Origin of the sequence: Micromonospora sp. NPDC007271, assembly GCF_040634005.1 — a bacterium.
Classification (GTDB): domain Bacteria; phylum Actinomycetota; class Actinomycetes; order Mycobacteriales; family Micromonosporaceae; genus Micromonospora.
Genome location: NZ_JBEYER010000001.1, coordinates 99,300 through 122,612, shown reverse-complemented (window position 1 = coordinate 122,612; position 23,313 = coordinate 99,300). Strand labels below are relative to the sequence as shown.

Annotated in this window: 24 protein-coding genes and 1 riboswitch; of the genes, 13 read left to right on the top strand and 11 right to left on the bottom strand. The window is 73.7% G+C overall.

Annotated features, from left to right (window positions below; translation table 11 throughout):
• Positions 1-7: 7 nt before the first annotated feature.
• Positions 8-514, bottom strand: a complete 507-nt coding sequence (locus ABZ570_RS00555) for a hypothetical protein (RefSeq protein ID WP_358055160.1) — start codon at positions 512-514, stop codon at positions 8-10.
• A 56-nt stretch (positions 515-570) separates the two neighbouring features.
• Positions 571-1,266 (bottom strand): SGNH/GDSL hydrolase family protein, encoded by a 696-nt coding sequence (locus tag ABZ570_RS00550; protein WP_358055158.1) that lies wholly within the window; start codon positions 1,264-1,266, stop codon positions 571-573.
• A 113-nt stretch (positions 1,267-1,379) separates the two neighbouring features.
• On the opposite strand from ABZ570_RS00550, the gene ABZ570_RS00545 reads away from it, so the two are divergent.
• On the top strand, positions 1,380-1,556 hold the full coding sequence (locus tag ABZ570_RS00545; RefSeq protein ID WP_358055156.1) for a hypothetical protein: 177 nt from the start codon (positions 1,380-1,382) through the stop codon (positions 1,554-1,556).
• A gap of 59 nt (positions 1,557-1,615) precedes the next feature.
• On the opposite strand, the gene ABZ570_RS00540 is transcribed toward ABZ570_RS00545, so the two are convergent.
• The 5 genes from ABZ570_RS00540 to ABZ570_RS00520 form a co-directional block, all read right to left on the bottom strand.
• Entirely contained in the window at positions 1,616-2,293 is a 678-nt protein-coding gene (locus tag ABZ570_RS00540) for an HAD family hydrolase (protein WP_358055154.1), read from the bottom strand.
• Positions 2,290-2,682 carry an MmcQ/YjbR family DNA-binding protein gene (locus tag ABZ570_RS00535; protein WP_358055152.1) on the bottom strand — a complete coding sequence of 131 codons (393 nt, stop codon included), beginning with the start codon at positions 2,680-2,682 and terminating at the stop codon, positions 2,290-2,292. Before ABZ570_RS00535 ends, ABZ570_RS00540 begins: the two co-directional genes overlap by 4 nt.
• 17 nt (positions 2,683-2,699) lie before the next feature.
• Positions 2,700-3,356 (bottom strand): ABATE domain-containing protein, encoded by a 657-nt coding sequence (locus ABZ570_RS00530; protein ID WP_358055150.1) that lies wholly within the window; start codon positions 3,354-3,356, stop codon positions 2,700-2,702.
• Between the two features lie 219 nt (positions 3,357-3,575).
• A complete protein-coding gene (locus ABZ570_RS00525; RefSeq protein WP_358055148.1) occupies positions 3,576-4,799 on the bottom strand; it encodes an MFS transporter in 1,224 nt (407 codons plus the stop codon).
• Positions 4,796-6,445: an AMP-binding protein gene (locus tag ABZ570_RS00520; protein ID WP_358055146.1), complete on the bottom strand. Its 1,650-nt coding sequence runs from the start codon at positions 6,443-6,445 to the stop codon at positions 4,796-4,798. Before ABZ570_RS00520 ends, ABZ570_RS00525 begins: the two co-directional genes overlap by 4 nt.
• 353 nt (positions 6,446-6,798) lie before the next feature.
• On the opposite strand from ABZ570_RS00520, the gene ABZ570_RS00515 reads away from it, so the two are divergent.
• The 6 genes from ABZ570_RS00515 (at position 6,799) to ABZ570_RS00490 (ending at position 13,235) form a co-directional block, all read left to right on the top strand.
• A complete protein-coding gene (locus ABZ570_RS00515; RefSeq protein WP_358055315.1) occupies positions 6,799-8,082 on the top strand; it encodes an SGNH/GDSL hydrolase family protein in 1,284 nt (427 codons plus the stop codon).
• A gap of 58 nt (positions 8,083-8,140) precedes the next feature.
• On the top strand, positions 8,141-9,367 hold the full coding sequence (locus ABZ570_RS00510) for a cytochrome P450 (RefSeq protein WP_358055144.1): 1,227 nt from the start codon (positions 8,141-8,143) through the stop codon (positions 9,365-9,367).
• Positions 9,367-10,350, top strand: coding sequence for an alpha/beta hydrolase (locus ABZ570_RS00505; RefSeq protein WP_358055142.1), 984 nt, complete (start codon positions 9,367-9,369; stop codon positions 10,348-10,350). The genes ABZ570_RS00510 and ABZ570_RS00505 overlap by 1 nt, the downstream gene beginning before the upstream one ends.
• A complete protein-coding gene (locus ABZ570_RS00500) occupies positions 10,343-11,581 on the top strand; it encodes an alpha-hydroxy acid oxidase (RefSeq protein WP_358055140.1) in 1,239 nt (412 codons plus the stop codon). Before ABZ570_RS00505 ends, ABZ570_RS00500 begins: the two co-directional genes overlap by 8 nt.
• Before the next feature lies 1 nt (position 11,582).
• Complete coding sequence (locus tag ABZ570_RS00495) at positions 11,583-12,914, top strand: PLP-dependent aminotransferase family protein (RefSeq protein ID WP_358055138.1); 1,332 nt, start codon at positions 11,583-11,585, stop codon at positions 12,912-12,914.
• 69 nt (positions 12,915-12,983) lie between these two features.
• Positions 12,984-13,235: a hypothetical protein gene (locus ABZ570_RS00490; protein ID WP_358055136.1), complete on the top strand. Its 252-nt coding sequence runs from the start codon at positions 12,984-12,986 to the stop codon at positions 13,233-13,235.
• A gap of 89 nt (positions 13,236-13,324) precedes the next feature.
• On the opposite strand, the gene ABZ570_RS00485 is transcribed toward ABZ570_RS00490, so the two are convergent.
• The 3 genes from ABZ570_RS00485 to ABZ570_RS00475 form a co-directional block, all read right to left on the bottom strand.
• Positions 13,325-14,761 carry a glycine hydroxymethyltransferase gene (locus tag ABZ570_RS00485; protein WP_358055134.1) on the bottom strand — a complete coding sequence of 479 codons (1,437 nt, stop codon included), beginning with the start codon at positions 14,759-14,761 and terminating at the stop codon, positions 13,325-13,327.
• 18 nt (positions 14,762-14,779) lie between these two features.
• A riboswitch (ZMP/ZTP riboswitch) is annotated at positions 14,780-14,868 on the bottom strand.
• Between the two features lie 69 nt (positions 14,869-14,937).
• Positions 14,938-15,438 carry a hemerythrin domain-containing protein gene (locus tag ABZ570_RS00480; RefSeq protein WP_358055132.1) on the bottom strand — a complete coding sequence of 167 codons (501 nt, stop codon included), beginning with the start codon at positions 15,436-15,438 and terminating at the stop codon, positions 14,938-14,940.
• A gap of 116 nt (positions 15,439-15,554) precedes the next feature.
• Complete coding sequence (locus tag ABZ570_RS00475) at positions 15,555-17,039, bottom strand: S8 family serine peptidase (RefSeq protein WP_358055130.1); 1,485 nt, start codon at positions 17,037-17,039, stop codon at positions 15,555-15,557.
• A 295-nt stretch (positions 17,040-17,334) separates the two neighbouring features.
• On the opposite strand from ABZ570_RS00475, the gene ABZ570_RS00470 reads away from it, so the two are divergent.
• The 3 genes from ABZ570_RS00470 to ABZ570_RS00460 all read left to right on the top strand — a co-directional run bounded on the left by ABZ570_RS00470 (position 17,335) and on the right by ABZ570_RS00460 (position 19,055).
• Positions 17,335-17,565 (top strand): hypothetical protein, encoded by a 231-nt coding sequence (locus tag ABZ570_RS00470; RefSeq protein WP_358055313.1) that lies wholly within the window; start codon positions 17,335-17,337, stop codon positions 17,563-17,565.
• A 131-nt stretch (positions 17,566-17,696) separates the two neighbouring features.
• Complete coding sequence (locus tag ABZ570_RS00465; protein ID WP_358055128.1) at positions 17,697-18,023, top strand: hypothetical protein; 327 nt, start codon at positions 17,697-17,699, stop codon at positions 18,021-18,023.
• 48 nt (positions 18,024-18,071) lie between these two features.
• Positions 18,072-19,055: a DNA primase small subunit domain-containing protein gene (locus ABZ570_RS00460; RefSeq protein ID WP_358055126.1), complete on the top strand. Its 984-nt coding sequence runs from the start codon at positions 18,072-18,074 to the stop codon at positions 19,053-19,055.
• 3 nt (positions 19,056-19,058) lie between these two features.
• Here the strand turns inward: ABZ570_RS00460 and ABZ570_RS00455 are convergent, their stop codons facing one another.
• Positions 19,059-19,565, bottom strand: coding sequence for an Lrp/AsnC family transcriptional regulator (locus tag ABZ570_RS00455; RefSeq protein ID WP_358055124.1), 507 nt, complete (start codon positions 19,563-19,565; stop codon positions 19,059-19,061).
• Between the two features lie 104 nt (positions 19,566-19,669).
• Between ABZ570_RS00455 and pdhA the strand changes: the two genes are divergently transcribed.
• The 3 genes from pdhA to ABZ570_RS00440 are packed head-to-tail and all read left to right on the top strand — an operon-like array spanning position 19,670 to position 23,243.
• Positions 19,670-20,842 carry a pyruvate dehydrogenase (acetyl-transferring) E1 component subunit alpha gene (pdhA, locus tag ABZ570_RS00450; protein WP_358055122.1) on the top strand — a complete coding sequence of 391 codons (1,173 nt, stop codon included), beginning with the start codon at positions 19,670-19,672 and terminating at the stop codon, positions 20,840-20,842.
• Positions 20,842-21,846 carry an alpha-ketoacid dehydrogenase subunit beta gene (locus tag ABZ570_RS00445; protein WP_358055120.1) on the top strand — a complete coding sequence of 335 codons (1,005 nt, stop codon included), beginning with the start codon at positions 20,842-20,844 and terminating at the stop codon, positions 21,844-21,846. The genes pdhA and ABZ570_RS00445 overlap by 1 nt, the downstream gene beginning before the upstream one ends.
• Positions 21,831-23,243, top strand: coding sequence for a dihydrolipoamide acetyltransferase family protein (locus ABZ570_RS00440; protein ID WP_358055310.1), 1,413 nt, complete (start codon positions 21,831-21,833; stop codon positions 23,241-23,243). Before ABZ570_RS00445 ends, ABZ570_RS00440 begins: the two co-directional genes overlap by 16 nt.
• Positions 23,244-23,313: the final 70 nt, after the last annotated feature.

The window sequence follows — 23,313 nt, the reverse complement described above, 5'->3', positions numbered from 1 at the left end:
CGGGAGGTCAGGCTCCGGCGGGGGCGGGGGCGGGTGGCAGGTGGCGGGCGAGTTCCGCCCGCAGGACCCTCGGCGTGGGCCGCAGCAGGCCGACGTTGACCTGATAGACCGGACGGCCAGCGCGGATGCGTGGCCGGAGGGTGGCGGGCGGCAGGACCGCCTCGGGGCGGAGGGTGACCCGGAGCGTGGCGAACGGTCCGGGGTAGCGGACCACCGCCGACTGGATCACCGGCCACGGCAGGACGGCTGCCCGCCCCTTCTCGGCCAGCCGCAGTGCCTCCCCGGCGACGTCGACCGACGACCAGTTGCGACGGTGCAGCGCGAACGACCCGGCGGTGTAGACGGCCACGAAGATCGCGCCCGACAGTGCGGCGCCCGACAGGTCGTACGGCGGGCCCCCGACGACGGCGAGCACGGCCTGGACGAACACCCAGGCCACGACGGCGATCAGCAGATAGAAGCCGAAGATCAGGGGCGAGGACGCGCGGAAAGCCTTCTCCTGCTGCAGGTCCATGAGGGGGGTCCTCCGGTCGACGGGTGCGCTCGACTGTAGGGCACGCCCGCTCGCGGTCAGGTCGCCGGTCCGGCGACCGCGCCGAGGTGGGCACCGAGCCGGCGGAGGGTCTCGGCCGTCGCGATCGCGTCGCTGCGGGCGCTGCCGTGCCGGCCGTCGCTGCTGTACAGCGACGGATCGGCGACGGCCGGATGGTCGGTGAGGTGCACGTGCAGGGCGCCGAGCCGCTCGGCCATCTGGGCGGTGTGGGCGGAGAGCCGACGCATCCGCTCGCCGAGGCCGACCCGCAGCGCCGCCGGCACGGCCGGGCTGTGCGAGACGTCGAACATGCCGACCGTGATGACGTCCGCCCCGGCAGCCCGCAGAGCGGTGATCATCTCGGCCAGCTCGGCGTCGACCGCCTCCGGGTCGTACGCGGGCCGGAAGGCGTCGTTGCCGCCGCACACCACCAGCGCCAGGTCCGGGCCGAACGCCAGCGCCGGTGCCAGTTGGGCCGCCCGCACCTCGTACGCCCGCAGCCCCCGCCGGCCCAGGTTGAGGTACGCCAGCTCGGGCTGGACGGTCCGCAGCTCGGCCGCGATCCGGTCCGCCCACTGCAGGTCGGGATAGCCCTCGACCGGCTCGCACAGCCCCTCGGCCACGCTGTCGCCGAGCACTACGAACCGCCGCCACGGATGCCCCCGCAGCAACTCCGCGCTCTCGCCGTCCCGAAGGCAGTGCGGGTCGGTCGCTTCGGTCAACATCGATCCCACCCCGGAACGCTAACCCACCCGTGCGACATCCGTCGATCATGAGGTTGGCGGGGCTTCGCCCGGCGTGTCGCGCCGTCAACCTCATGATCAACCGCCGGAATGGAGGGATGCGGGTGCAGGAGTTGCTGGCGCAGCGCGGGGTCACCGTGCTCTGTGGTGGGGGCGGCGGGGTGATGGCCGCCGTCGCCGCCGGGGCCCGGTCCCGCGGCGGTCTGGTGATCGGGGTACGCCCCGACGACGGCACCGACCCGGGTGAGGCCGTCGACGTCGCGCGGCGTCCGTCCGGCTGACGGGAGCGGGGCTACCCGGGCAGGCGCCGGTCGCCGCTCCCGGACGGCACGGGCACCGGTCAGTCGAGCAGCGACCGCAGATCCGCAGGCGAGCCGGCCGTCAGATCGGCCGGCTCCTCAGCGTCGTACTGGTGGCCCCAGCCGGCCGCCACCGCCACGGCGCCGCTGCTCCGGGCGGCCCGCAGGTCGAGCGGCGAGTCTCCGACGTACGCGGCGCGGGCGGGGGCGAGGCCCAGCAGCCGGCAGGCCAGCTCGACGCCGTCCGGGAACGGCTTGGGGCGGGGGACCTCGTCCCCGCCGAGGATGAACCGGAAATGCCCGAGCAGGCCGACCCGATCGAGCAGGATCTCGGCCGCGCGGTGGCTGGCCCCGGTGAACAGCCCGACCGGCACCCGGGCGGCGAGCTCCGCGAGCACCTCCGCCATGCCGGGATAGACCGTCACCTGATCCGCGAGCTTGGCGAGGTGCTCGTGGTAGCAGGCCAGGTCGGCGTCGGTGGCCGGTCGCCCCATCAGGTGCGTCAGCAGCGCGACCGGCGGACCGAGCGAGTACCCGGCGATGATCTCGGCGTCGGAGAGGGCCGGGCCACCGCCGTCCACGATGGCGGCCCGGTACGCCGCCGGCACCACCGCGTGGGACTCGATCAGCGTGCCGTCCATGTCGAAGACGATCCCGTCGACCCGCGCCTGCCCGGGCCAGGACCGACCGGGCGCGCCGGAACGGGGCACGGTGCTCACCGGATCTCCGCCCGGTGGGCGGCGGCGAGCCGCTTCGGGGCGCGGGCGCACCACGCCTCGGTGATCAGCTCGGCCAGCTCCGCAACGTCGACCCGGTCGAGCCGGACCAGCACGGCCGGGTATCCGTCGAAGTGCGGGGTGGTGAAGTAGACCGTGGGGTCATCGGCCAGCAGCGCCTCCTTGGCGCCCAGGTCGGGCACCCGGACGCCGAGGACGGGGCCGTCGGGGGCGGCGTCGCCGAGGGCGTCGAGGTCGGCGCGGCGCAGCGGACGCTCCCACACGAAGGGCTTGTCCCGGACCCGCCAGGCGGGCAGGTGGTCGTGGCTGCCGCGCTCGGTGGTCTCCGGCAGGGCGAGCGCGATCCGGCGTACGTCATCCCAGGTCGCCATGGTCAGACGATAGTGGATCAGGCGGTCCGGCACCGGGCCTCCGCGCCCGACCGGCCGCACGTGCCCACGCTGCACCAGCGGCGCAGTCCGCTGCCGTCGAGGAAAAGCCAGCCACACGCCGGATCGGGGCAGGCCCGGATGGTGTGCCGGCGCGGGTCGGCCAGCAGTTCGGCGGCGCTCCAGGCGACCGCGTGCAGGGGTACCCGCAGCCCGGCCCGCAAGTCCGGCCACCACCGGCCGCGCCCGTCCGCCGCACGCCGGAACACCTGCACCTGCGCGGCCGCCTCGGCGTGGCGGGCCACCGCATCGAAGGCGCGGTGGTCGGCCGGGTCGGTGAGGCAGGCGTACAGCCGGGTACGTAGCGCCCGGACCTCGTCGAGCACGGTGGCAGCCTCCCGGGGATCCCGCCGGGCCAGCTCGATGAGCCGGCTCACCGCGACGTCGTCGACCAACCCGACGTGGCCGGCCCACACCGCCAGCGTGCGGTAGCCGCGCAGCCAGTCGGCGCCGGGCGAGGGCGCCGGGTGCCGCCAGCCGGCGAAGGTGTTGCAGAAGTCGAGCGCCGGGTGCCCGCCGACGCTCCACGGCAGGCTCTCGCCGCGTACGCGTACCTCGTACAGCCGGCGGCCCGGGCGGTCGAGCCGGTGGTCCGCGCGGAGGATCCGTCGGTGCACCTCGCGGAGCCGCGTCCCAACGTCTGCGAGGACCTGGACTGACCGCTCCGGCGGAGGGCTGGCCGGGGCGTGGCGCCCGGTCAGCCCTCGTCGTCCGCGCCCCGCGGCCCGGCTGCGGGAAACTCGTCCAGCAGCGTGGTCACCTTCGGGCAGGCGGGCCGACTCGCGCGCCGGCCGCCGGCCGCGCTCGGGCGGGCGGCCGACGGCCGCCCCGGCCGGTCAGGCCGGGGTGGACACCGCCGGTTCGGTCGCCGGGCGGTCGGCGCCGGGCCGGGCCAGCAGCAGCGGGCCGACGGTGAGCACCAGGCAGGCCGCCGCCATCACCAGCAGCGCCGGGGCCAACCCGAACGCGGCCACCGACCAGCCGCCGAGCAGCGCCCCCACCGGCAGGCCGAGGAAGGCCACCGAGCCGGAGATGCCCAGCACCCGGGTCTGCAGGGACTCCGGCACCCGCTCGTAGAGGGCCGTGCCGAGCAGCGGGTTCACCGCCGCGATCGCCACCCCGGACAGGAACGTCACGGCGAGCACCACCACCAACTGGTCGCTGAGCGCGAGGGCCAGCAGCCGGGGCGCGCCGCTGAGCGCCAGCCCGAGCGCGAAGGTCGCCCGGCGGGGCAGCCGCGGCCCGGCGAGGGTGAAGAGCAGGTTGCCCAGCAGCGCCCCGGCGGAGAAGACGCCCAGCACCAGGCCGAAGCCGGCCGGATCGCCGAGCACCCGGCTCACCCAGAGCGGGATCCAGACCGCCACGCTGGCGTTGGCGAACATGTTCGAGGCCGAGACCACCACCAGCATGGTCAGCAGGGTCCGGTCGGTACGCAGGTAGCCGAAGCCACCGCGCAGGGCCTGCAGGTAGCTTTCCCGAGGGGCCGGGTTCGCCGGCGCGGGCGGGCGGACCAGCAGCCCGATCAGCAGCGCGCACGCCGCGAAGGTGGCCGCGTCGATCCAGATCGCCCGGGTCACCCCCACCCAGTCGATGAGCAGCCCGCCGAGCACCGCCCCGAACAGCGTCATGCCCCGGGCCAGCCCGTCGTAGGCGGAGGTGAGCCGGATCAGCGGCACCCCGGCCCGTTCGGCGGCGGGCTTGAACAGCACGTGCTTGACCCGGTCGCCGATGCCGCGCAGCCCGCCGGCCACCGCGACCAGCACCAGCAGCACCCCGAACCCGAGCCAGGGGGCCAGCGCCACCACCGCCATCGCCGCCGCGCTGGCCGCGTCCACGGTGACGGCGGTGCGCCGCACCCCGAACCGGTCCGCCCACGGGGTGGCCAGAGCGCTGGAAAGCATGTACGGCAGGGTCTCCGCCGCCGCGACCAGGCCCATCCGGGTCGGGCTCCCGGTGGTCTCCAGCACCAGCCAGGGAATGGCCACCACCGACACCCGGGTGCCCAGGTTGGACAGCAGGTCGGCACCGACCAGGGTGTACAGCTCCCGGCGCGGATTCACCCGCGGCTGCCGATCGCCGCGGCGTCGGCGTCGGCGTCGCCGGGATGCTCGGCGGCCTCGGCGGCGGCGGGGTGTGCGGCGGCGGGGTGTGCGGCGGCGTGCCGGGCGCGCAGGGCGCGCTTGTCCACCTTCGCCGAGCGGTTCAACGGCAGCGCGTCGACGAACTCCACCGCGCCCGGCGCCCAGGTCTCGCTCAGCTCCCGGGTGACCAGCGCGATCAGCTCGTCCCCGGTCACCGTGGCCCCCGGCGCGGGCACCACGTACGCGTACGGCAGCTCCCCGGCCACCGGGTCCGGCACGCCGATGACGGCGGCGGCGCGTACCTCGGGGTGGGCGGCGAGCACGTCCTCGATCGGGCGGGAGTAGATCGGCCAGCTCCGCTGCCGGGTGAGGATCCGGTCCTGGAGCCGGTCGACCAGGTAGAGGTAGCCGTCGGCGTCCAGGTGGCCGATGTCGTGGGTCCGCACCCAGCCGTCGACCAGCGTCTCCGCGGTCAAGTCGGGCTGGCCGTGGTAGCCGGCGAAGCTGAGTTTGGTGCGCGCCCACACCTCGCCGTCCTCGCCGGGCGGCAGCACCCGGCCGTCGGCGTCGCGGATCTCCACCGTCACGTCCCCGTACGGCCGGCCGCAGGAGCGCAGCCGCTCCGGGTGCTCCGGGTCGTCGGTGAGCCCGGGCAGCGCGCAGATCACCACCGCCTCGCTGAGCCCGTACACGATCCGCAGGCACGGGCCGAAGCGGGCGATCGCCTGCCGCAGCCGGGCGGGCGCGGCCGGCCCGGCGCCCACGTTGAACATGAACATGGCGGAGAAGTCCGCGCCGTCCAGGGCGGGATGGTCGAGCACCTCGTAGAGCATCGGCGGGGTGACGAAGGTGGAGGTGAGTCGTTCGGCGTCCACGGTCCGGATGAACGCCTCCGGATCCCACTGCTCGCGCAGGAAGAGCACGCCGCCGGTGAAGAGATTGAACAGGGTGGTGATCTGGCCACTGGCCAGCCATATCGGCGAGTGCGACAGGTGCCGCAGCAGCGGGAAGCCGGCCGCCCGGAAGTCGGCGGCCAGGGCGAGGATCTGGCGGTAGAAGCTCTCCCGGTGGTGCACCAGCTTCGGGGTGCCGGTGGTGCCGCTGGTCTGCAGGAACGACTCCGGCGCCGGCACCTCGACGGGCTGCTCCGCCGGCACGCACCCGGGCGCGACGGCGAGGTCCGGCCCGGGGTCGGGGGCGGTGAGGTCCGGCCCGGCGCCGCCGGGCCCGAGGCAGAGCACCGGTACGCCGGCCAGCCCGGCGGCGATCTCCGCGCCGAGCGAGTCCGCGGCGCGCGGGTCGTGGACGAAGGCGTCCGGGCGGGCCAGGGCGACGAACTCGTCGACCTCCCGCCGCGAGGTCACCGGGGCAATCCACATGCTCCGGCAGCCCAACAGGTGCAGCGCCAGCTGGAGCAGCGGCCCCTCGACGGTGTTGCCGAGCATCACCAGCACCGCGGCACCGGGCCGTACGCCGTGCCGCCGCAGCGCGTCCGCCAGGCCGCGCACCTCGGCGGCGACCTGGGGGTAGGTCAGCCGGCGGCCGCCACCCACCAGTGCCTCCCGGTCGCCGAACCGGGCGAACAGCTCCAGTGCCTCGTGCACATAGTTCGGCCGATCAGTCAACGTACCGCCCCCATCGTGATCCGCCGGCGGCCGGCGGACCGCCGAGGGCGGCGCCACGACGACCGTCGAGAACTGCGTCCGGGCAGGTCGGAGCCGGGACGCGGCGACAGGTGGCAGGGTCGGCGACCGCACCGCCGCCGACCTCGAGCCTAGGCACCGGAGGTCCGGTGGGGACAGAGCCGAACGGTGTCCGCCGGCACCCCGAAGACATTCGATCATGTCGATCAGGTTGATTGACGGTCGTCACGGCCGGCGGCTAGTTTCCGGACCATCGTCCGGGTGGTGCCGTCGATCGCGCCGCGCCCCGGGCCGCCAACCATGGAGGTTCGATGACCCCGAAGAGATGGCACGTCATAGCTTCCGCCGCGGCACTGCTGATCGCCGGTGCCCCGGCCGTAACCGCGAGCGCCGGTCCCGCCGACACCGACAGTGCCCGCACCGGGCGTACGGAGTGGGCGGGGAGCTGGGCCGCCGCGGTGACCCGTGGGAACACCGTCGGCCTGACCAACACCGGCCTCAACAACCAGAGCATCCGGATGACCGTGCACACCTCGGTGGGCGGGGACCGGCTCCGGGTCCGGCTGACCAACCTCTACGGCGAGCAGGCCGTGAAGGTCGGGCACGCCACCATCGCCCGCCCCGACACCGCCACCGTCGACGACCGGTCCGACATCGACCCGGCCACCCTGCACGAGCTGACCTTCAACGGCGCCTCCTCGGCCACCATCAACAGGGGCGCCGAACTGCTCAGCGACCCGGTGGGCTTCCGGGTCCGGGAGCAGGAGGAACTGGTCGTCACCCTGTACTTCCCGGTGCTGACCGGGCCGGTCACCTTCCACGGTCAGTCCCGGGCCACCAACTTCATCGGCGCCAACGATCTGGCCACCGCGGCGGACGGCGCGGGCTTCACGATCAAGCCCGACTGCTGCTGGATGTTCCTGTCCGGGATCGACGTGGAGCGCCGGCTCAGCCCCGGCGCGGTGGTCGTCTTCGGTGACTCGATCGCCGACGGCAACGGCAGCACGGTCAACGCCAACAAGCGTTGGCCGGACCTGCTCGCCGACCGGCTCATCGACTCCCGTCCCGAGGTGCGCACCCCGGGCGTGCTGAACCTGAGCCTGGCCGGCAACCGGCTCAACCACGAGGGCCCGGAGCCGGGCGCGGGTGGCTTCCCCGGCTACTACGAGCTGGGCCCGAACGCCCTGGCCCGGCTCAACGAGGACGTCTTCCCGCAGACCGGGGTGCGCACCCTCGTCACCCACCTGGGCATCAACGACATCTGGATGAACGGCGACAGCGCGGAGAGCATCATCGCCTCGCTGCGGCAGATCAACCAGCAGGCCAAGGCCCGCGGCCTGACCAGCCTGGTCGGCACTCTCACCCCGTACGAGGGCAACGGTGGCCCGGGGGTGTGGACGCCGGAGAAGGAGGCCACCCGGCAGGCGGTGAACACCTGGCTGCGCGGCCCGGGCGCGAAGGAGTTCGACGGGTTGATCGACTTCGACGAGGTGCTGCGCGACCCCGGGCACCCCAGCCGGCTGCTGCCGGCGTACGACTCGGGCGACCACATCCACCCGAACGACACCGGCAACCAGGCGATGGCGAACGCCGTACCGCTGAAGTTGCTCGGCCTGTGACACCGGTGGGGCGGCGTGGACCTCACGCCGCCCCGCCACCGATCCTGGGGAGGAACGAGTGGACGTCGACCAGATCCTGACCGGCCTGTACAGCGAGCAGGGCCGGCAGGACCCCTACCCGTGGTACGCGGCGCTGCACGAGCACGGGCCGATCAGTGCCGTCCCGACCCGCGCCGAACACAGCACCATCACCGCCGTGGCCGGCGGGTACGACCTGGTCGACCAGGTGCTGCGCGACCCCGGCTGGTACAAGGGCGCCCCGCCCGGCTGGCAGGAGCAGGAGATCCTGCGCACCTTCCTGTCCTCGATGATGTTCACCAACCCACCCGACCACACCCGGATGCGAGCCGTCTTCGCCAAGACGTTCACCCCGCGCCGGCTGGGCGCGCTGGAGCCGGTGATCGTCCGGGTCGTCGAGGAACGGCTGGACCGGATGGCCGAGGCCGGCGCCGACGGCGGCGAGGTGGACTTCGTCGCCGACTTCGCGTACCCGGTCCCGGCGCTGGTGATGGCCGAGTTCATCGGCCTGCCCCAGGCGGACCTGGCCTGGTACCGGCAGCGGGTCGACTGGATCGACGAGTACATGGACGTCGCCGGCAAGACCCCGGAACGGGTGGCCCGGGCCAACCAGGCCGCCGAGGAGCTGCGCGCCTACTACCGGGACCTCATCGCCCACCGGCGCCGGCAGCCCGGCGAGGACCTGATCAGCGGCCTGGTCGAGGTGCTGGACGCCGGCGGCGTGGAGCTGACCGAGGAGGAGTTGATCAGCAACCTGATCGTGCTGTTCAACGCCAGCTTCGTCACCACCGTCTATATGTTCAGCAACGGCCTGCCGCTGCTCCTGGCCCACCCCGACGTGGTCGCCGCGCTGCCCGGCGACGACGCCCTCGCCCGGGGCTGCGTGGACGAGGTGCTGCGGATGGAGAGCCCGGTGCACTTCCTGGCCCGTTCCGCGCCCGAGGACACCGAACTGGGCGGGGTGCCGGTCAAGCGGGACGAGAACCTGCTGCTGCTGGTCGCCGCCGCCAACCGGGACCCGGCCCGCTTCCCCGACCCGGACCGGTTCGACCCGCACCGGCCCGGCCCGCCCTCCCTCGCCTTCGGCGTGGGGCTGCACTTCTGCCTCGGCTCGGCGGTGTCGAAGCTGGAGGGGCGGCTCGCCCTGCCCCGGCTCTTCGCCCGCTTCCCCCGCCTGGCGGTCACGCAGCCGTTCACGTACAGCGGGAGCCTGTTCCTGCGCGGCATCGACAAGCTTTTCGTCAGCACCGGCAACCGGGAGCACTGATGGCACTCGACCCGCAGGTGGTCGCGTGGCGGGCGGCGCGGAAGGCCGCCGGCACCGCGCCGCTCTACACCCAGACCCTGGCGGAGGCCCGCGCCGCCGACCTCGCCGCGATCCGCGCCGGCGCCGGCGCGGTCGAGCCGGTCGGAGAGGTACGCGACACGCACGTGCCCGGCCCGGGCGGGCCGCTGCCGGTACGCATCCACCGGCCGGTCGGCGACGGCCCGCTGCCCACCCTGGTCTACTTCTTCGGCGGCGGCTGGACGCTGGGCAGCGTGGACACCGCCGACGGGATCTGCCGCCGGCTGGTCAACGCCACGCCCTGCCAGACGGTGACCGTCGGCTACCGGCTGGCCCCCGAGCACCGTTTCCCGGCGGCGGTGGACGACGGCCACGCCGCGCTGCGCTGGCTGGCCGCACACGCCGACGAGTACCGGGTCGACCCGGACCGGCTCGCGGTCGGCGGGGACAGCGCCGGCGGCAACCTGGCCGCCGCGGTGACCCTGCTGGCCCGCGCCGACGGCGGCCCCCGGCTCGCCGCCCAGCTGCTGGTCTACCCGAACACCGACCAGCGGCCCGGCCCGGCGCCGGCCGGTGACGAGGACCCGCTGCTGTTCAACCGGCACTCCGTGGCGTGGTACCGGCGGCACTACCTGGCCGACCCCGCAGTCGCCGCCCACCCGCTGGCCTCACCGCTGCTCGCCGAGGACCTGTCCGGGCTGCCCCCGGCGCTGGTCATCACCGCCGAGCACGACCCGCTGCGCGACGAGGGGGAGCGGTACGCCGCGCGGCTGCGGGAGGCCGGGGTCCCCACCGAGCTGACCCGGTACGACGGGATGATCCACGGGTTCTTCGCCATGCCGGGCGTGTTCGACGCCGGGCGGCGGGCGCAGGAGCAGGCGGCGGCCTTCCTGCGGCGACGGTTCGGGACGGACCCGGTCGGCTCGACGGCCGGGGCGGCGACGGTCGGGCCGGACCATGGCTGACCCGAGTGACGGCCTGGCCGTGGGCTCCCGGCCAGCGTCGCCCGGACCGGACCGATCCGCCCCGCCGGCCCCGGCGGACGGGACAGCCGTCGCGGAACCGGTGGCCCCGACCGGGCCGGTGCCGGCCGCGGGTGGCTCGACCATCGGCTTCGTCCCGCCGGCCTGCCTGGCCGACTTCGCCGAGCTGGCCCGGGCCGTGCTGCCCGCCGAGGTGTGGGACTTCGTGGCCGGCGGCAGTGGCACCGAGAGCACCCTCGCGGCCAACCGGGCCGCTCTGGACCGGGTGGCGGTGCTGCCCCGGGTGCTGACCGGCGTGGACCGCCCGCGCACCGACGCCACGCTGCCCGGCGGGGCGTACGCCATGCCGGTGGCGGTCGCGCCGATGGCGTACCAGAAGCTGCTGCACCCGGACGGGGAGCCGGCCCTGGCCGCTGCCGCCCGGGTGGCCGGGGTGCCCTACGTGGCGAGCACGCTGAGCAGCACGCCGATCGAGGAGATCGCCGCGGCCGGCGGCACGGTCTGGTTCCAGCTCTACTGGCTGCGCGAGCGCGGCCTGGTGGCCGAGCTGCTGGACCGGGCGCACGCCGCCGGCTGCACCGCCCTGATGGTCACCGTCGACGTGCCGGTCCTCGGCCGGCGGCTGCGCGACGTCCGCAACGGATTCGCCCTGCCGCCGCACGTCACCGCGGCGAACCTGCCCCGCGGCCGGGACGACCTGGCTCACCAGGGCACACCCGGGGTGTCCGCGGTCGCCGTGCACACCGGCGCCGTCTTCGCTCCGGCGCTGAGCTGGGCCGACCTGGCCTGGCTGCGGGAGCGTACCCCGCTGCCGCTGCTGGTCAAGGGGGTCCTCGACCCGCGCGACGCGGTCCGCGCGGCCGAGGTCGGCGCGGACGCGGTCGTGGTCTCCAACCACGGCGGCCGGCAGCTCGACGGCGCCCCGGCCTCCGCCACCGCGCTGCCCGAGGTGGTCGCGGCGGTGGGGGAGCGCTGCGCGGTGCTGCTGGACAGCGGCGTACGCAGCGGCACGGACGTGCTGCGCGCCCTCGCGCTCGGCGCGGCCGGCGTACTGGTCGGCCGGCCGTTGCTCTGGGCCCTGGCGTCCGGTGGCCGGGCCGGCGCCGAGGCGGCCCTGGCGCTGCTCGCCACCGAGCTGCGCGACGCGCTCACCCTGACCGGCTGCGCCGATCCGGCGGCGGCGCGGCACCTGCGCACTCGCCCGGGAGGTTGACGTGGAGTCGGTGGACCTGACCGTCGCCGCCCTGCACCGCAGCGTCGACGACCCCGCGTTGAACTCGATGAACTTCCTCAACGAGGTGGCGCAGCACTACCCGGACGCGGTCTCGCTCGCCGCCGGCCGGCCGTACGAGGAGTTCTTCGACTCCGCCGAGCTGCACCGGCACCTGGACACCTTCCGCCGGCACCTGGCGGACGACCTCGGACTGAGTCCCGCCCAGGTCGACCGCACGCTGCTCCAGTACGGCCGGACAAAGGGGATCGTGCACCACCTGATCGCCCGCAACCTCGCCGTGGACGAGCAGATCACCGTCGACCCGGAGGCGATCGTGGTGACCGTCGGCTGCCAGGAGGCGATGTTCCTGGTGCTGCGGGCGCTGCGGGCCGGGCCGGAGGACGTGCTGCTCGCCGTCGCCCCCACGTACGTCGGGCTGACCGGCGCGGCCCGCCTGGTCGACCTGCCGGTGCGCCCGGTGGCCGACGGCCCGGACGGGATCGACCTCGCCGACCTGCGCGCGCAGCTGCGCCGGGCCCGGGCCGAGGGGCTGTGCCCGCGCGCCTGCTACGTGATGCCCGACTTCGCCAACCCCTCCGGGGTCAGCATGGACCCGGCCCAGCGGCGGCGGCTGCTCGACCTCGCCGCCACCGAGGACCTGCTGCTGATCGAGGACAACCCGTACGGCCTCTTCCCGGCCGGAGGCGCCGACCGAACACCCACGCTCAAGGCGCTGGACACCCGGCGGCGGGTGGTCTACCTCGGGTCGTTCGCCAAGACCGTGCTGCCGGGCGCCCGGGTCGGCTACGTGGTCGCCGACCAGCGGGTGGCCGGCTCAGACGGGACCGTCGGCCCGCTCGCCGACCAACTCGCGAAGATCAAGAGCATGATCACCGTGAACACCTCGCCGATCGCCCAGGCGGTGATCGGCGGGGCGCTGCTGGCCCACGACTGCTCGCTGGTCGCGGCGAACGTCCGGGAACGGGCCGCGTACGCCCGCAACCTGCGGCACATGGTCGACGGGCTGGCCCGCCGCTTCCCGGCCGGTGGTCCGGTGCGATGGAACGTGCCGGCCGGCGGCTTCTTCGTGGTGGTGACCGTGCCGTTCGCCGTGGACGACGCGCTGCTGCACCGCTCGGCCCGTGAGTACGGGGTGCTCTGGACCCCGATGGCCCACTTCTACGACGACGGCGCGCCGGTGAACGCGCTGCGGCTGTCGGTCAGCGCGGTCACCCCGGAGCAGATCGACCAGGGGCTGGACCGGCTCGCCGCGCTGGTCACCGACGAGTTGGCCGTACCGACCGCGCCAGCTCGGCGGCCCGCCCCGGCGTGACGCCGCAGGGTCGCCGGTGCGCCACCCCCCGTGTTCCCGGTCGCCGGCTCGACCGTAGATAATGGACGGATGGTTGCCTGGGAGTACGCGCTGCTGGTCCGCCGCTATCAGGGGCAGGGCCGCAATTTCCATGTCTCGTTCGTCTGGTACGGCCCGGACGGGTCGCGGACCGACGTGACCGCGTACGGCGACACCGCGATCGCGCACCTCAACCGGGTCGGCCGGGACGGCTGGGAGCTGGTCTCCGCCGCCGAGGACGTGAACAACGTCCAGGGCAGCACCGAAGTCCACCGCTACCACCTCAAGCGCCCCCTGCGCTGACGGCCCCTCAGCCGATCATGGAGTTGTGGCGGGGGCGGTAAGCCGCAAAATCGGCTGTGCCCGGCACCACAACTCCATGATCGACACGGTCAGCCGAGGTCGACTGCGGGGTAGAGGGGGAAGTTGGTCAGCAGGTCGCTGGCCTGCTTGCTCACCTTGTCGGCCAGGGCCGGGTCGAGCACGTACTTCGCCTTGGAGGGGGTCCCGTCCGGGTTCGACCCGGGCGTGGTCTGGTTGAGCACGGTGTGGATCAGCTCGGCGGTGGCGTCCATCTCGGCGGTGCCGAGGCCCCGGGTGGTCAGCGCCGGGGTGCCGATCCGGATGCCGGAGGTGTACCAGGCGCCGTTCGGGTCCTGCGGCACGGAGTTGCGGTTGGTCACGATGCCCGAGTCGAGCAGCGCCTGCTCGGCCTGCCGGCCCGTGAGGCCGTACCCGGAGACGTCGATCAGCACCAGGTGGTTGTCGGTGCCACCGGTGACCAGCTTCGCGCCCCGGCGCAGCAGCCCCTCGGCGAGCGCCTGGGCGTTGGCGACGATGCGCTGCGCGTAGTCGGCGAACTCGGGGCGGCGGGCCTCGGCGAGGGCGACCGCCTTGGCGGCCATCACGTGCGGCAGCGGGCCGCCGAGCACCATCGGGCAGCCCCGGTCGACCTGGTCGGCCAGCTCCGGGCCGCAGAGCACCAGGCCGCCGCGCGGGCCGCGCAGCGACTTGTGGGTGGTGGTGGTGACGATGTGGGCGTGCGGCACCGGGTCGAAGTCGCCGGTGAAGACCTTGCCCGCGACCAGGCCGGCGAAGTGCGCCATGTCGACCATGAAGGTGGCGCCGACCTCGTCGGCGATCTCCCGCATGATCCGGAAGTTGACCTTCCGGGGGTACGCCGAGTAGCCGGCGACCAGGATCAGCGGCTTGAACTCCCGAGCCGCCTCGGCGACCTTGTCGTAGTCGACCAGCCCGGTGGCCGGGTCGGTGCCGTAGCTGCGCTGGTCGAACATCTTGCCGGAGATGTTCGGCCGGAAGCCGTGGGTCAGGTGGCCGCCGGCGTCCAGCGACATGCCGAGCATCCGCTGGTTGCCCAGCTCCCGGCGCAGCGCGAACCAGTCCGCCTCGGTCAGCTCGTTGACCTGGCGTACCTGGGCCTTCTTCAGGGCCGGGGACTCCACCCGGTCGGCCAGGATCGCCCAGAAGGCGACCAGGTTGGCGTCGATGCCGGAGTGCGGCTGCGCGTACGCGTGGGCCGCGCCGAACAGCTCCCGGGCGTGCTCGGCGGCGAGCGCCTCGACGGTGTCCACGTTCTGGCAGCCCGCGTAGAAGCGGCGGCCGACGGTGCCCTCGGCGTACTTGTCGCTGAACCAGTTGCCCATCGCCAGCAGCGTGGCGGGGGAGGCGTAGTTCTCGCTGGCGATGAGCTTGAGTGACTCGCGCTGGTCGGCCAGCTCCGCCCCGATGGCGTCCGCCACCCGCGGCTCGACGGCGCGGATCACCTCGAGCGCGCTGCGGAAGGCGGTGGATTCGGCGTTCAGCGACATGAGACCTCCTGATGACGTGCGGAAGGCCCAGGCGCTCGGCATGCGTCCTCGTGACGGGACCGCTCCCCGATGGTGCTCCATCCCATGCGCCAGTCACGGCCCGCGCCGATCCTACCGGGTACGCCGCAGCCCGCCCGGCGCACCTCCGGCCGTCCGGGTGGGTCACGTGGGGCTGCTCAGGCCGTCACGGCGTCCAGCGACTTCTTGAGCGCCTTCGGGGCGGTCGGGGTCTTCGGCGCCTTGCGGCGCAGCTCGATCATGCGCTGGCCGATCTCCTGCAGCTGGTTACGCCCGAGCGCCTCGCGCACCGTGGGGAACCACTCCTCCTCTTCCTCCTGGATGTGGTGCAGCACGCTCTCGATCAGCACCGTCGTCTTGGCGTTGTACCGCTCGTCGTCCGGGGCCATGGTGAAGAGCTCGAGGCAGAGCACGTCCGCGACGTGGTGCTCCTCGTACGACTCCAGGACGTCGTCCTCGACGTCCGGCACGAGCCGGCGGACCTCCGGGTACATCACCTCGTTCTCGAGGTAGGTGTGCACCGTCAGCGCCTCGATGATCTGCCTGACCAGCTTCTTCCGCTCGCTCGGCGGGGCCTCCTCGGCGTCCTGGAACGCCTTGAACAGGCGGCGCATCTCGGCGTGGTCCTCTTTCAGCAGGACGATGGCATCGGTGGACACCGGTGACCTCCTCGAGTCGGCTGGTGCCGCCACCCGTACCCGCGCGAGGACCTGCACAAACAGCAGGACGGGGCCCGGCGTGGGAACGCCGGACCCCGTCGCTGGTGGTGCGGGTGTTACTTGACCGCGTTGTACGCGTCGACCATGCCGAAGCCGTAGAACCCGTTACGCGCACCGCCGGAGCAGGTCGCCTCGTAGGTGTTCGCGTTGTTCGGCCACAGCGGCGTCGGGTTGTAGACGCCCGCCGGGCAGGACTGGGCCACGGCCGTGCGCTCCAGGAACGACGACAGCTGGCCCGGGGTCATCCCCGGGTGCGCCGACAGAGCCAGCGCCGCGACACCGGTGGCGTGCGGGCCGGACATCGACGTGCCCTGCTTGTACCCCCACCCGTTGGTCCGGGTGGCGGTGTTGAAGGTGGTCGACAGGATGGCGTCGGTGCTGGTCGAGCGCGCACCCTGGGTGCGGACCCGGCTGTCGCCACCCGGCGCCGTCACGTCGATCACGCCCTGGCCGTACGAGGAGTAGTAGCTCTTCTCCCCGGTCGGGCCCACCGCACCGACGGTCACCACGCCCGGGGCCTCGGCCGGCAGGTCGAGGCAGGCGTTGGTGAGGTTCTCGCGGTTCTCCGGAGTCCCGTTGTTCGGGCTCTCCGTGTCGGTGATCTTGTGAGCGAGGTCGTAGTTCGAGTTACCCGCGGACGCGATGTTCAGCACGCCCTTGGACTGCGAGTAACGGATCGCTCGCTGCACCGCCTGCCACACCGGACGCTGGCGCGCGTCGTTGCGGCAGTTCAGCTCCCACGGGTCGATGTAGTAGCTGTTGTTGGTCAGCTGGAACCCGTGGTCGGCGGCCCACATGAACCCGCAGACCGCGGCCTCCGGGAAGATGTAGCCGTCGTTGTTGACGACCTTGACCGCCGCCACCTTCACCCCCGGCGCGATGCCGGTGACGCCGACGCCGTTGACGGCGGCGGCGATGGTGCCGGCCACGTGGGTGCCGTGGTCGGAGTTGGTCGGGTTCCAGGCCGCCTCGGTGGTGTCGGTGGCACCGCCGATGCAGGACACGCTCTTGTCCTTGGCGATCTGGGTGGCCAGGTCGGGGTGGGTGCTGGAGATGCCGCTGTCCAGCACGCCCACGACCACGTTCGGGCTTCCGGTGGTGATCGCGTGGGCCTGCGGGACGTGGATCATGTCCATGTCCCACTGGTCGCGGTAGCGCGGCTCCTTGGTCGGGTCGCCGGTGGCCTCGGCGACCTCGGCCGCGGAAACCTCCACGGTCTCGCCCTCGTCGAGGGCGGTGCCCAGGCCGGCGGTGGCCGCGACCGACTCGACGCCCGCGCCCGCCACCTGGGTGGCGAAGTTCGGGTTGGTCGAGCGGACGACGAGCACGCCGATCTGGTCGTAGCTGGCCACCACGGTGCCGTTGGCGGCCGCCACGCGGGCGGCGGCCTTGTCGGTCTTGCCGCCCTGCGGGGCGAGGACCAGGAACGTGGTCTCCGGTCCGGCCGCCGCGGCCGGCGCCAACCCGCCGGTGAGGGCGAGGCCGACGCCGAGCGTCACCACGGACGCGGCGGCGAGTGTCTTGCGACGCAGGTTCTTCACACAGACTCCCAGGGGGTGATCCAGCCGACCCCACTGCCTGGCGGGAAGCGGGCCGGCGGAAAACGAGCAGGTTGCTCGTTTTCCGGGGTTCAGCGTAGGGATGTGGTGTTGTGTTACACACAGCCGAACGGATGAACAACAACCGTCAGACGGTGGCGAACGTCCCGGTGGCTCGTCCAGCGGCTACGGAGGGTAGCCGTGGACGGGCCGGCCGGGCGGGGCGTGAACCGTCCGTAGCCGGGTAAGCGCTGGGCGACCGGAGTCGAGACACGGGGAGGTTCATGTCGTGGCCACGATGACCAAGGAACAGCTGAGCCCGGTGCGGGACAAGAACTACGACCTGATCCACACGGTGCAGATGTCGTTGGAGAACATCTACCGGATGGACACCTACATCGCCGACGCGGACGCGCGCGGCGACACCGAGCTCGCCAACTGGTTCCGCAAGATCCAGGAGAACAACCGCAAGGCCGGTGACCAGGGCAAGCAGATGCTCATGACGCGCATGCAGCAGGAAGGCCGCTGAGCACCCGCAGCCGCGACTTCGGCACCGTCCGGATCGTCGGCGCACCGACGGCCGCTGCCCCGACCGGGGCAGCGGCCGTCCCATTCGATGGCGCACAATGTCTCGTCCGCCACGACGGGATGGAGCCATCGATGACGGTCCTCAAGGGGCTGCGGGAAGCCCTGGTGCTGTTGGTGATCGCGCTGGTGGCGGTCGCGGTCGCGGCCGGCGTCTGGGTCGCGGTGTCCGGTGGTGACTTCGTCGCCCGGTTCGGCATCTCCCTGATCGTCGTCGGGGCGCTGCTGGGGGTCACCGGCGACCTGACGCTGAGCCGGGTGGGCATGCTCGGCGCCCGGGCCACCTTCGGGCTCGCACCCGAGCGGGAGACCGGGGGCGGCGGCCGGGTCCTCACCGGTGTCGGGATCTTCCTGTTCGTCGGGCTCCCGCTCGTCGTCGTGGGCATCACGCTGATCTCCTGACCCGCGCCGCGGTGCGATGGGCGACCGGGCGGCCCGTCGCCCGCTACCGTGTGGGGCGTGGCGACCACGGCGGCCGAGGAGATCCGGGTCGGGCAGCGGGTGGTCCGCGTGTCCAGCCCCGACAAGCCCTACTTCCCGGAGCGGGGGCTGACCAAGCTCGATGTGGTCCGCTACTTCCTCGCCGTCGGCGACGGCATCCTGCGCGCCCTGCGTGACCGGCCGACCATGCTGGAGCGGTGGCCGCGGGGCGTGTTCGAGGGCGCGAAGATCGCCACCCGGCAGGACAACCGCGGCGACGCGTTCTACCAGAAGCGGCTACCGGCCGGGGCACCCGACTGGGTACGGACCGCACACATCACCTTCCCGAGCGGCCGGACGGCCGACGAGGTGGCCCCGAGCGAGTTGGCCGTGGTCGTGTGGGCGGCCAACCTGGGCACCCTGCGGTTCCACCCCTGGCCGGTCTCGGCCGGCGACGTGGAGCACCCGGACCAGCTCCGCATCGACCTGGACCCGATGCCGGGCGTGGACTTCGCCCAGGTGGTCCCGGTCGCCCACGAGGTGCGGGCGTTCCTCGACGAGCTGGGGCTGACGGGCTACCCGAAGACCACCGGCGGCCGGGGCATCCACATCTACCTGTCCATCGAGCCGAGGTGGAGCTTCGGCGACTGCCGGCGGGCGGTGCTCGCGCTGGGCCGGGAGATGCAGCGCCGGCGACCCGACCTGGTGACCACCACCTGGTGGCGGGAGCAGCGGGACCGGCCGGTCTTCGTCGACTACAACCAGATGGCCCGCGACCACACGATGACCTCGGCGTACTCGATCCGGCCCACCCCGCGTGCCCTGGTCTCCGCTCCGCTGGACTGGTCGGAACTGGACGACGCGCGGCCGGAGGACTTCGACGTGCTGAGCCTGCCCGCCCGCTTCGCCGAGCGGGGCGACCCGCACGCCGGCCTCGACGGCCGCCGGTTCTCCCTGGCGCCGCTGCTGGAACTGGCCGACCGGGAGGGCCTGGAGCCCCCGCCCGAACGCTGACACCTACGGCCAGGGGCTCTGTGCCCCGTCGAACTCCTCGAAGACCAGCCAGGTACGGGTCGACAGCACCCCGGCGATGCTCTGCACCCGGTCGAGCACCACGTCCCGCAGCGTGGCGTTGTCCGGTGCCCGCACCAGGGCCAGCACATCGTGCTCGCCGCTGAGCAGCGCCACGTGTTCGACGTAGCGCACCCGGGCCAGCTCGGCCGACACCTCGCGCCAGGTGTTCTGCTCGATGGTCAGCGCCAGGTACGCCGACGTGCCCAGCCCGGCCGGCTCCGGTGCCACCCGGGCCCGGAAGCCGGTGATCACCCCGTCCCGGACCAGCCGCTCCACCCGCGCGTACGCGTTCGTGCGGGACACGTGGACGCGTTCGGCCAGCGTACGGATGGAGAGCCGGCCGTCGCGGACCAGCTCCCGCAGGATCCGTCGATCGACCTCGTCGAGGGGCCCGGCCGAACGTCCCGTTCCGCCCGCCGTGCCCGCTGCGGCCCCGGTCTCTTGGCTCATCAAGCCCTCTTCTCCGTGCTATTCGTCCCGCGTTCATCCCGGATGTTGAGTCAATCATCCGACGGCAGGAGCATAGGGCCACCACACGTCCAGGAGGTCCCGCAGTGACGACCACACCCCAGGCGGTCCGCAGGGCATCCCCCCGCACCCGCCGGAAGGCCACCCCGGCCGCCCCCGACCCGTCGGCCGGACTGCTGCCGCAGGCCGAGCCGGTCCGACTGCTGAACCCGGACGGCACCCCGCTGCCGGCCCGCGAGGACTACCCGGAGCCGCCGGTCGAGGCGCTGCGCGAGATGTACCGCCGGATGGTCGTCGGCCGCCGCTTCGACGTGCAGGCGACCGCGCTGACCAAGCAGGGCCGCCTCGCCGTCTACCCGTCCTCCCGGGGGCAGGAGGCGTGCCAGGTCGGCGGCGTCCTGGCGCTGCGCGACACCGACTGGGTCTTCCCGACCTACCGCGAGTCGATGGCGCTGACCGCCCGGGGCATCGACCCGGTCGAGGTGCTCACCCTGCTGCGCGGCGACTGGCACTGCGGGTACGACGCGGCCGCCCGGCACACCGCGCCGCAGTGCACCCCGCTCGCCACCCAGTGCGTGCACGCCGCCGGCCTGGCCTACGGCGAGTCGTACCAGGGGCGGGACACCGTGGCGCTGGCCTTCATCGGCGACGGCGCCACCAGCGAGGGCGACTTCCACGAGGGGGTCAACTTCGCCGCCGTCTTCAAGGCCCCGGTCGTCTACTTCGTGCAGAACAACAAGTACGCGATCAGCGTGCCGCTGTCCCGGCAGACCGCCGCGCCGAGCCTGGCGTACAAGGGCGTCGGCTACGGCGTGCCGAGCGACCAGGTCGACGGCAACGACCCGGTGGCCGTGCTCGCGGTGCTCACCCGGGCGGTGGAGCACGCCCGGTCGGGCAAGGGGCCGTTCCTGGTCGAGGCGCACACCTACCGGATGGAGCCGCACACCAACGCGGACGACCAGACCCGCTACCGGGACGCCGAGGAGGTCGAGGCGTGGCGGGACCGCGACCCGATCGCCCGGCTGGAGGCGTACCTGCGTGACCGGGGCGTGCTGGACGACGCCGCGGTCGCCGTGATCGCCGACGAGGCCGAGGCGTACGCCGCCGCGCTGCGGGACCGGATGAACGCCCAGCCGGCGGTCGAACCGCTCAGCCTCTTCGACCACGTGTACGCCGAGCCGACCCCGCAGCTGGTCGAGCAGCGCGAGCAGGTCCGTGCCGAGCTGGCCGCCGCCCGCGAAGAGGAGGGGGACGCCTGATGGCCACCATGACCATGGCGAAGGCGCTCAACGCCGCGCTCGCCGACGCGATGCTGGACGACGAGCGGGTGGTCGTCTTCGGCGAGGACGTCGGGCAGCTCGGCGGCGTCTTCCGGATCACCGACGGGCTGCAGGCCCGGTTCGGCGACAAGCGCTGCTTCGACACCCCGCTCGCCGAGGCCGGCATCGTCGGCTTCGCCGTCGGCCTGGCCATGTCCGGGCTGCGGCCGGTGGTCGAGATGCAGTTCGACGCGTTCGCGTACCCGGCGTTCGAGCAGATCGCCTCGCACGTGGCGAAGCTGCGCAACCGCACCCGGGGCGCGCTCAGCGTGCCGATCGTCATCCGTGTGCCGTACGCCGGCGGGATCGGTGGCGTCGAGCACCACTGCGACTCCTCCGAGGCGTACTACGCGCACACCCCCGGCCTGAAGGTGGTCACCCCGGCCACCGTCGAGGACGCGTACTCGCTGCTGCGCGAGGCGATCGAGGACCCGGACCCGGTCGTGTTCATGGAGCCGAAGAAGCTCTACTTCTCCAGCGCCGAGGCGGAACTGCCGGCCCGTACCGCACCGTTCGGCACGGCCGTGGTGCGCCGGGCGGGCACCGACGCCACCCTGGTGGCGTACGGCCCGGCGGTGCCGGTGGCGCTGGAGGCGGCCGAGGCCGCCCGCGAGGAGGGCTGGGACCTGGAGGTCGTCGACGTGCGCAGCATCGTGCCGTTCGACGACGCCACGGTCACCGCGTCGGTGCGCAGGACCGGCCGGTGCGTGGTGATCCAGGAGGCGCAGGGCTTCGCCGGCGTCGGCGCGGAGATCGCCGCCCGGGTGCAGGAGCGCTGCTTCCACGCGTTGCACGCCCCGGTGCTGCGGGTGGCCGGCCTGGACATCCCGTACCCGGCGCCGATGCTCGAGCACACCCACCTGCCGTCGGTGGACCGGGTGCTGGACACCGTCGCCCGGCTGCAGTGGGACGACCAGCCCGACTCCCGCTGGGTGGCGGCATGAGCACCACGATCGGCACCCGGGACTTCCTCCTGCCCGACCTGGGCGAGGGGTTGAGCGAGGCGGAGATCGTCGAGTGGCGGGTCGCCGTCGGCGACGTGGTCACCGTGGACCAGACCGTGGTCGAGGTGGAGACCGCGAAGGCGGTCGTCGACGTGCCCTGCCCGTACGCCGGTCGGGTCGTCGCCCTGCACGGCGCGGCGGGTGAGGTCCGCCCGGTCGGCCAGCCGCTGATCACCATCGCCCCGCTCGACGGCGCGGGCGGGGACGATCCGCACGCCACCTACCGCGAGGAGGAGCGGGCCGGCTCCGGCAACGTCCTGATCGGGTACGGCACCGGGCACGGCGGCTCCGGGCGGCGGCGTCGCCGGCCCCGGTCGGCCTCGGCCCCGGAGCCCACCGCCACCGCGCCGGCCCCGGCCGGCCCGGCCCCGATCGTCGGGTCGCCGGCCGCCGGAGGCACCCCGGCGGCCGGCGGTCCGGCCGTGGCCACGGGGCACCCGGCCGGCCCGGTCCTGGTCATCTCGCCGATCGTCCGCCGGCTGGCCCGGGAACGCGGCGTGGACCTGGCCTCGCTGCGGGGCACCGGGCCCGGCGGGGTGATCCGCCGCGCCGACGTGGAAGGGGCGGCGGCCGCCCCGGCCGCGCGGCTCGCCAGCGTGCCGGACGCCCCCGAGGCGCACGTGGGGCTCGCCCCCGCGGGCGACGGGGACGTGGTCATCCCGCTGACCGGCATCCGGAAGGCGATCGCCGACAAGCTCTCCCGCAGCCGGCGGGAGATCCCGGAGGTCACCATCTGGGTGGACGTGGACGCCACCGGGCTGCTGGCGACCCGGGCGGCGATCAACGCGGCGACCCCGGACGCGCCGGTCAGCATCCTGGCCCTGCTGGCCCGGATCTGCCTCAGCGGCCTGCGGAAGTATCCGCAGCTCAACGCGCACGTGGACACCGAGGGTCAGCGGATCGTCCAGTCGGCCGGGGTGCACCTGGGCATCGCCGCGCAGACCGACCGGGGCCTGCTCGTCCCGGTGCTCCGCGACGCCCAGCGGCTGACCACCCGGGAACTGGCCGCCGCGCTCGCCGAGACCACCGCCGCCGCCCGGGCCGGCACCCTGCCGCCGGCGCGGCTGACCGGCGGCACCTTCACCCTCAACAACTACGGGGTGTTCGGCGTGGACGGCTCCACGCCGATCATCAACCACCCGGAGGCGGCGCTGCTGGGCGTCGGCCGGATCGTGGACAAGCCCTGGGTGGTCGACGGGCAGCTCGCGGTCCGCAAGGTGACGCAGCTCAGCCTCACCTTCGACCACCGGGTCTGCGACGGCGGGGTGGCCGGCGGCTTCCTGCGCCACGTGGCGGACTGCGTCGAGCAGCCCGCGCTGCTGGTGGCCAACGTCTGAACCGGGCCGGGGCCGGTCACCCTCTCGTGGGTGACCGGCCCCGTCGTGTCTCCACCTGCCCTGCCCATCC

Excerpts from the sequence above, each read along its gene's own strand:
- ABZ570_RS00505 (WP_358055142.1), top strand. The coding sequence starts at position 9,367 with ATGGCACTCGACCCGCAGGTGGTCGCGTGGCGGGCGGCGCGGAAGGCC.
- ABZ570_RS00500 (WP_358055140.1), top strand. The coding sequence starts at position 10,343 with ATGGCTGACCCGAGTGACGGCCTGGCCGTGGGCTCCCGGCCAGCGTCG.
- ABZ570_RS00470 (WP_358055313.1), top strand. The coding sequence starts at position 17,335 with ATGACCAAGGAACAGCTGAGCCCGGTGCGGGACAAGAACTACGACCTG.
- ABZ570_RS00555 (WP_358055160.1), bottom strand. The coding sequence starts at position 514 with ATGGACCTGCAGCAGGAGAAGGCTTTCCGCGCGTCCTCGCCCCTGATC.
- ABZ570_RS00535 (WP_358055152.1), bottom strand. The coding sequence starts at position 2,682 with ATGGCGACCTGGGATGACGTACGCCGGATCGCGCTCGCCCTGCCGGAG.
- ABZ570_RS00445 (WP_358055120.1), top strand. The coding sequence starts at position 20,842 with ATGGCCACCATGACCATGGCGAAGGCGCTCAACGCCGCGCTCGCCGAC.
- ABZ570_RS00490 (WP_358055136.1), top strand. The coding sequence starts at position 12,984 with ATGGTTGCCTGGGAGTACGCGCTGCTGGTCCGCCGCTATCAGGGGCAG.
- ABZ570_RS00455 (WP_358055124.1), bottom strand. The coding sequence starts at position 19,565 with ATGAGCCAAGAGACCGGGGCCGCAGCGGGCACGGCGGGCGGAACGGGA.
- ABZ570_RS00465 (WP_358055128.1), top strand. The coding sequence starts at position 17,697 with ATGACGGTCCTCAAGGGGCTGCGGGAAGCCCTGGTGCTGTTGGTGATC.
- ABZ570_RS00485 (WP_358055134.1), bottom strand. The coding sequence starts at position 14,761 with ATGTCGCTGAACGCCGAATCCACCGCCTTCCGCAGCGCGCTCGAGGTG.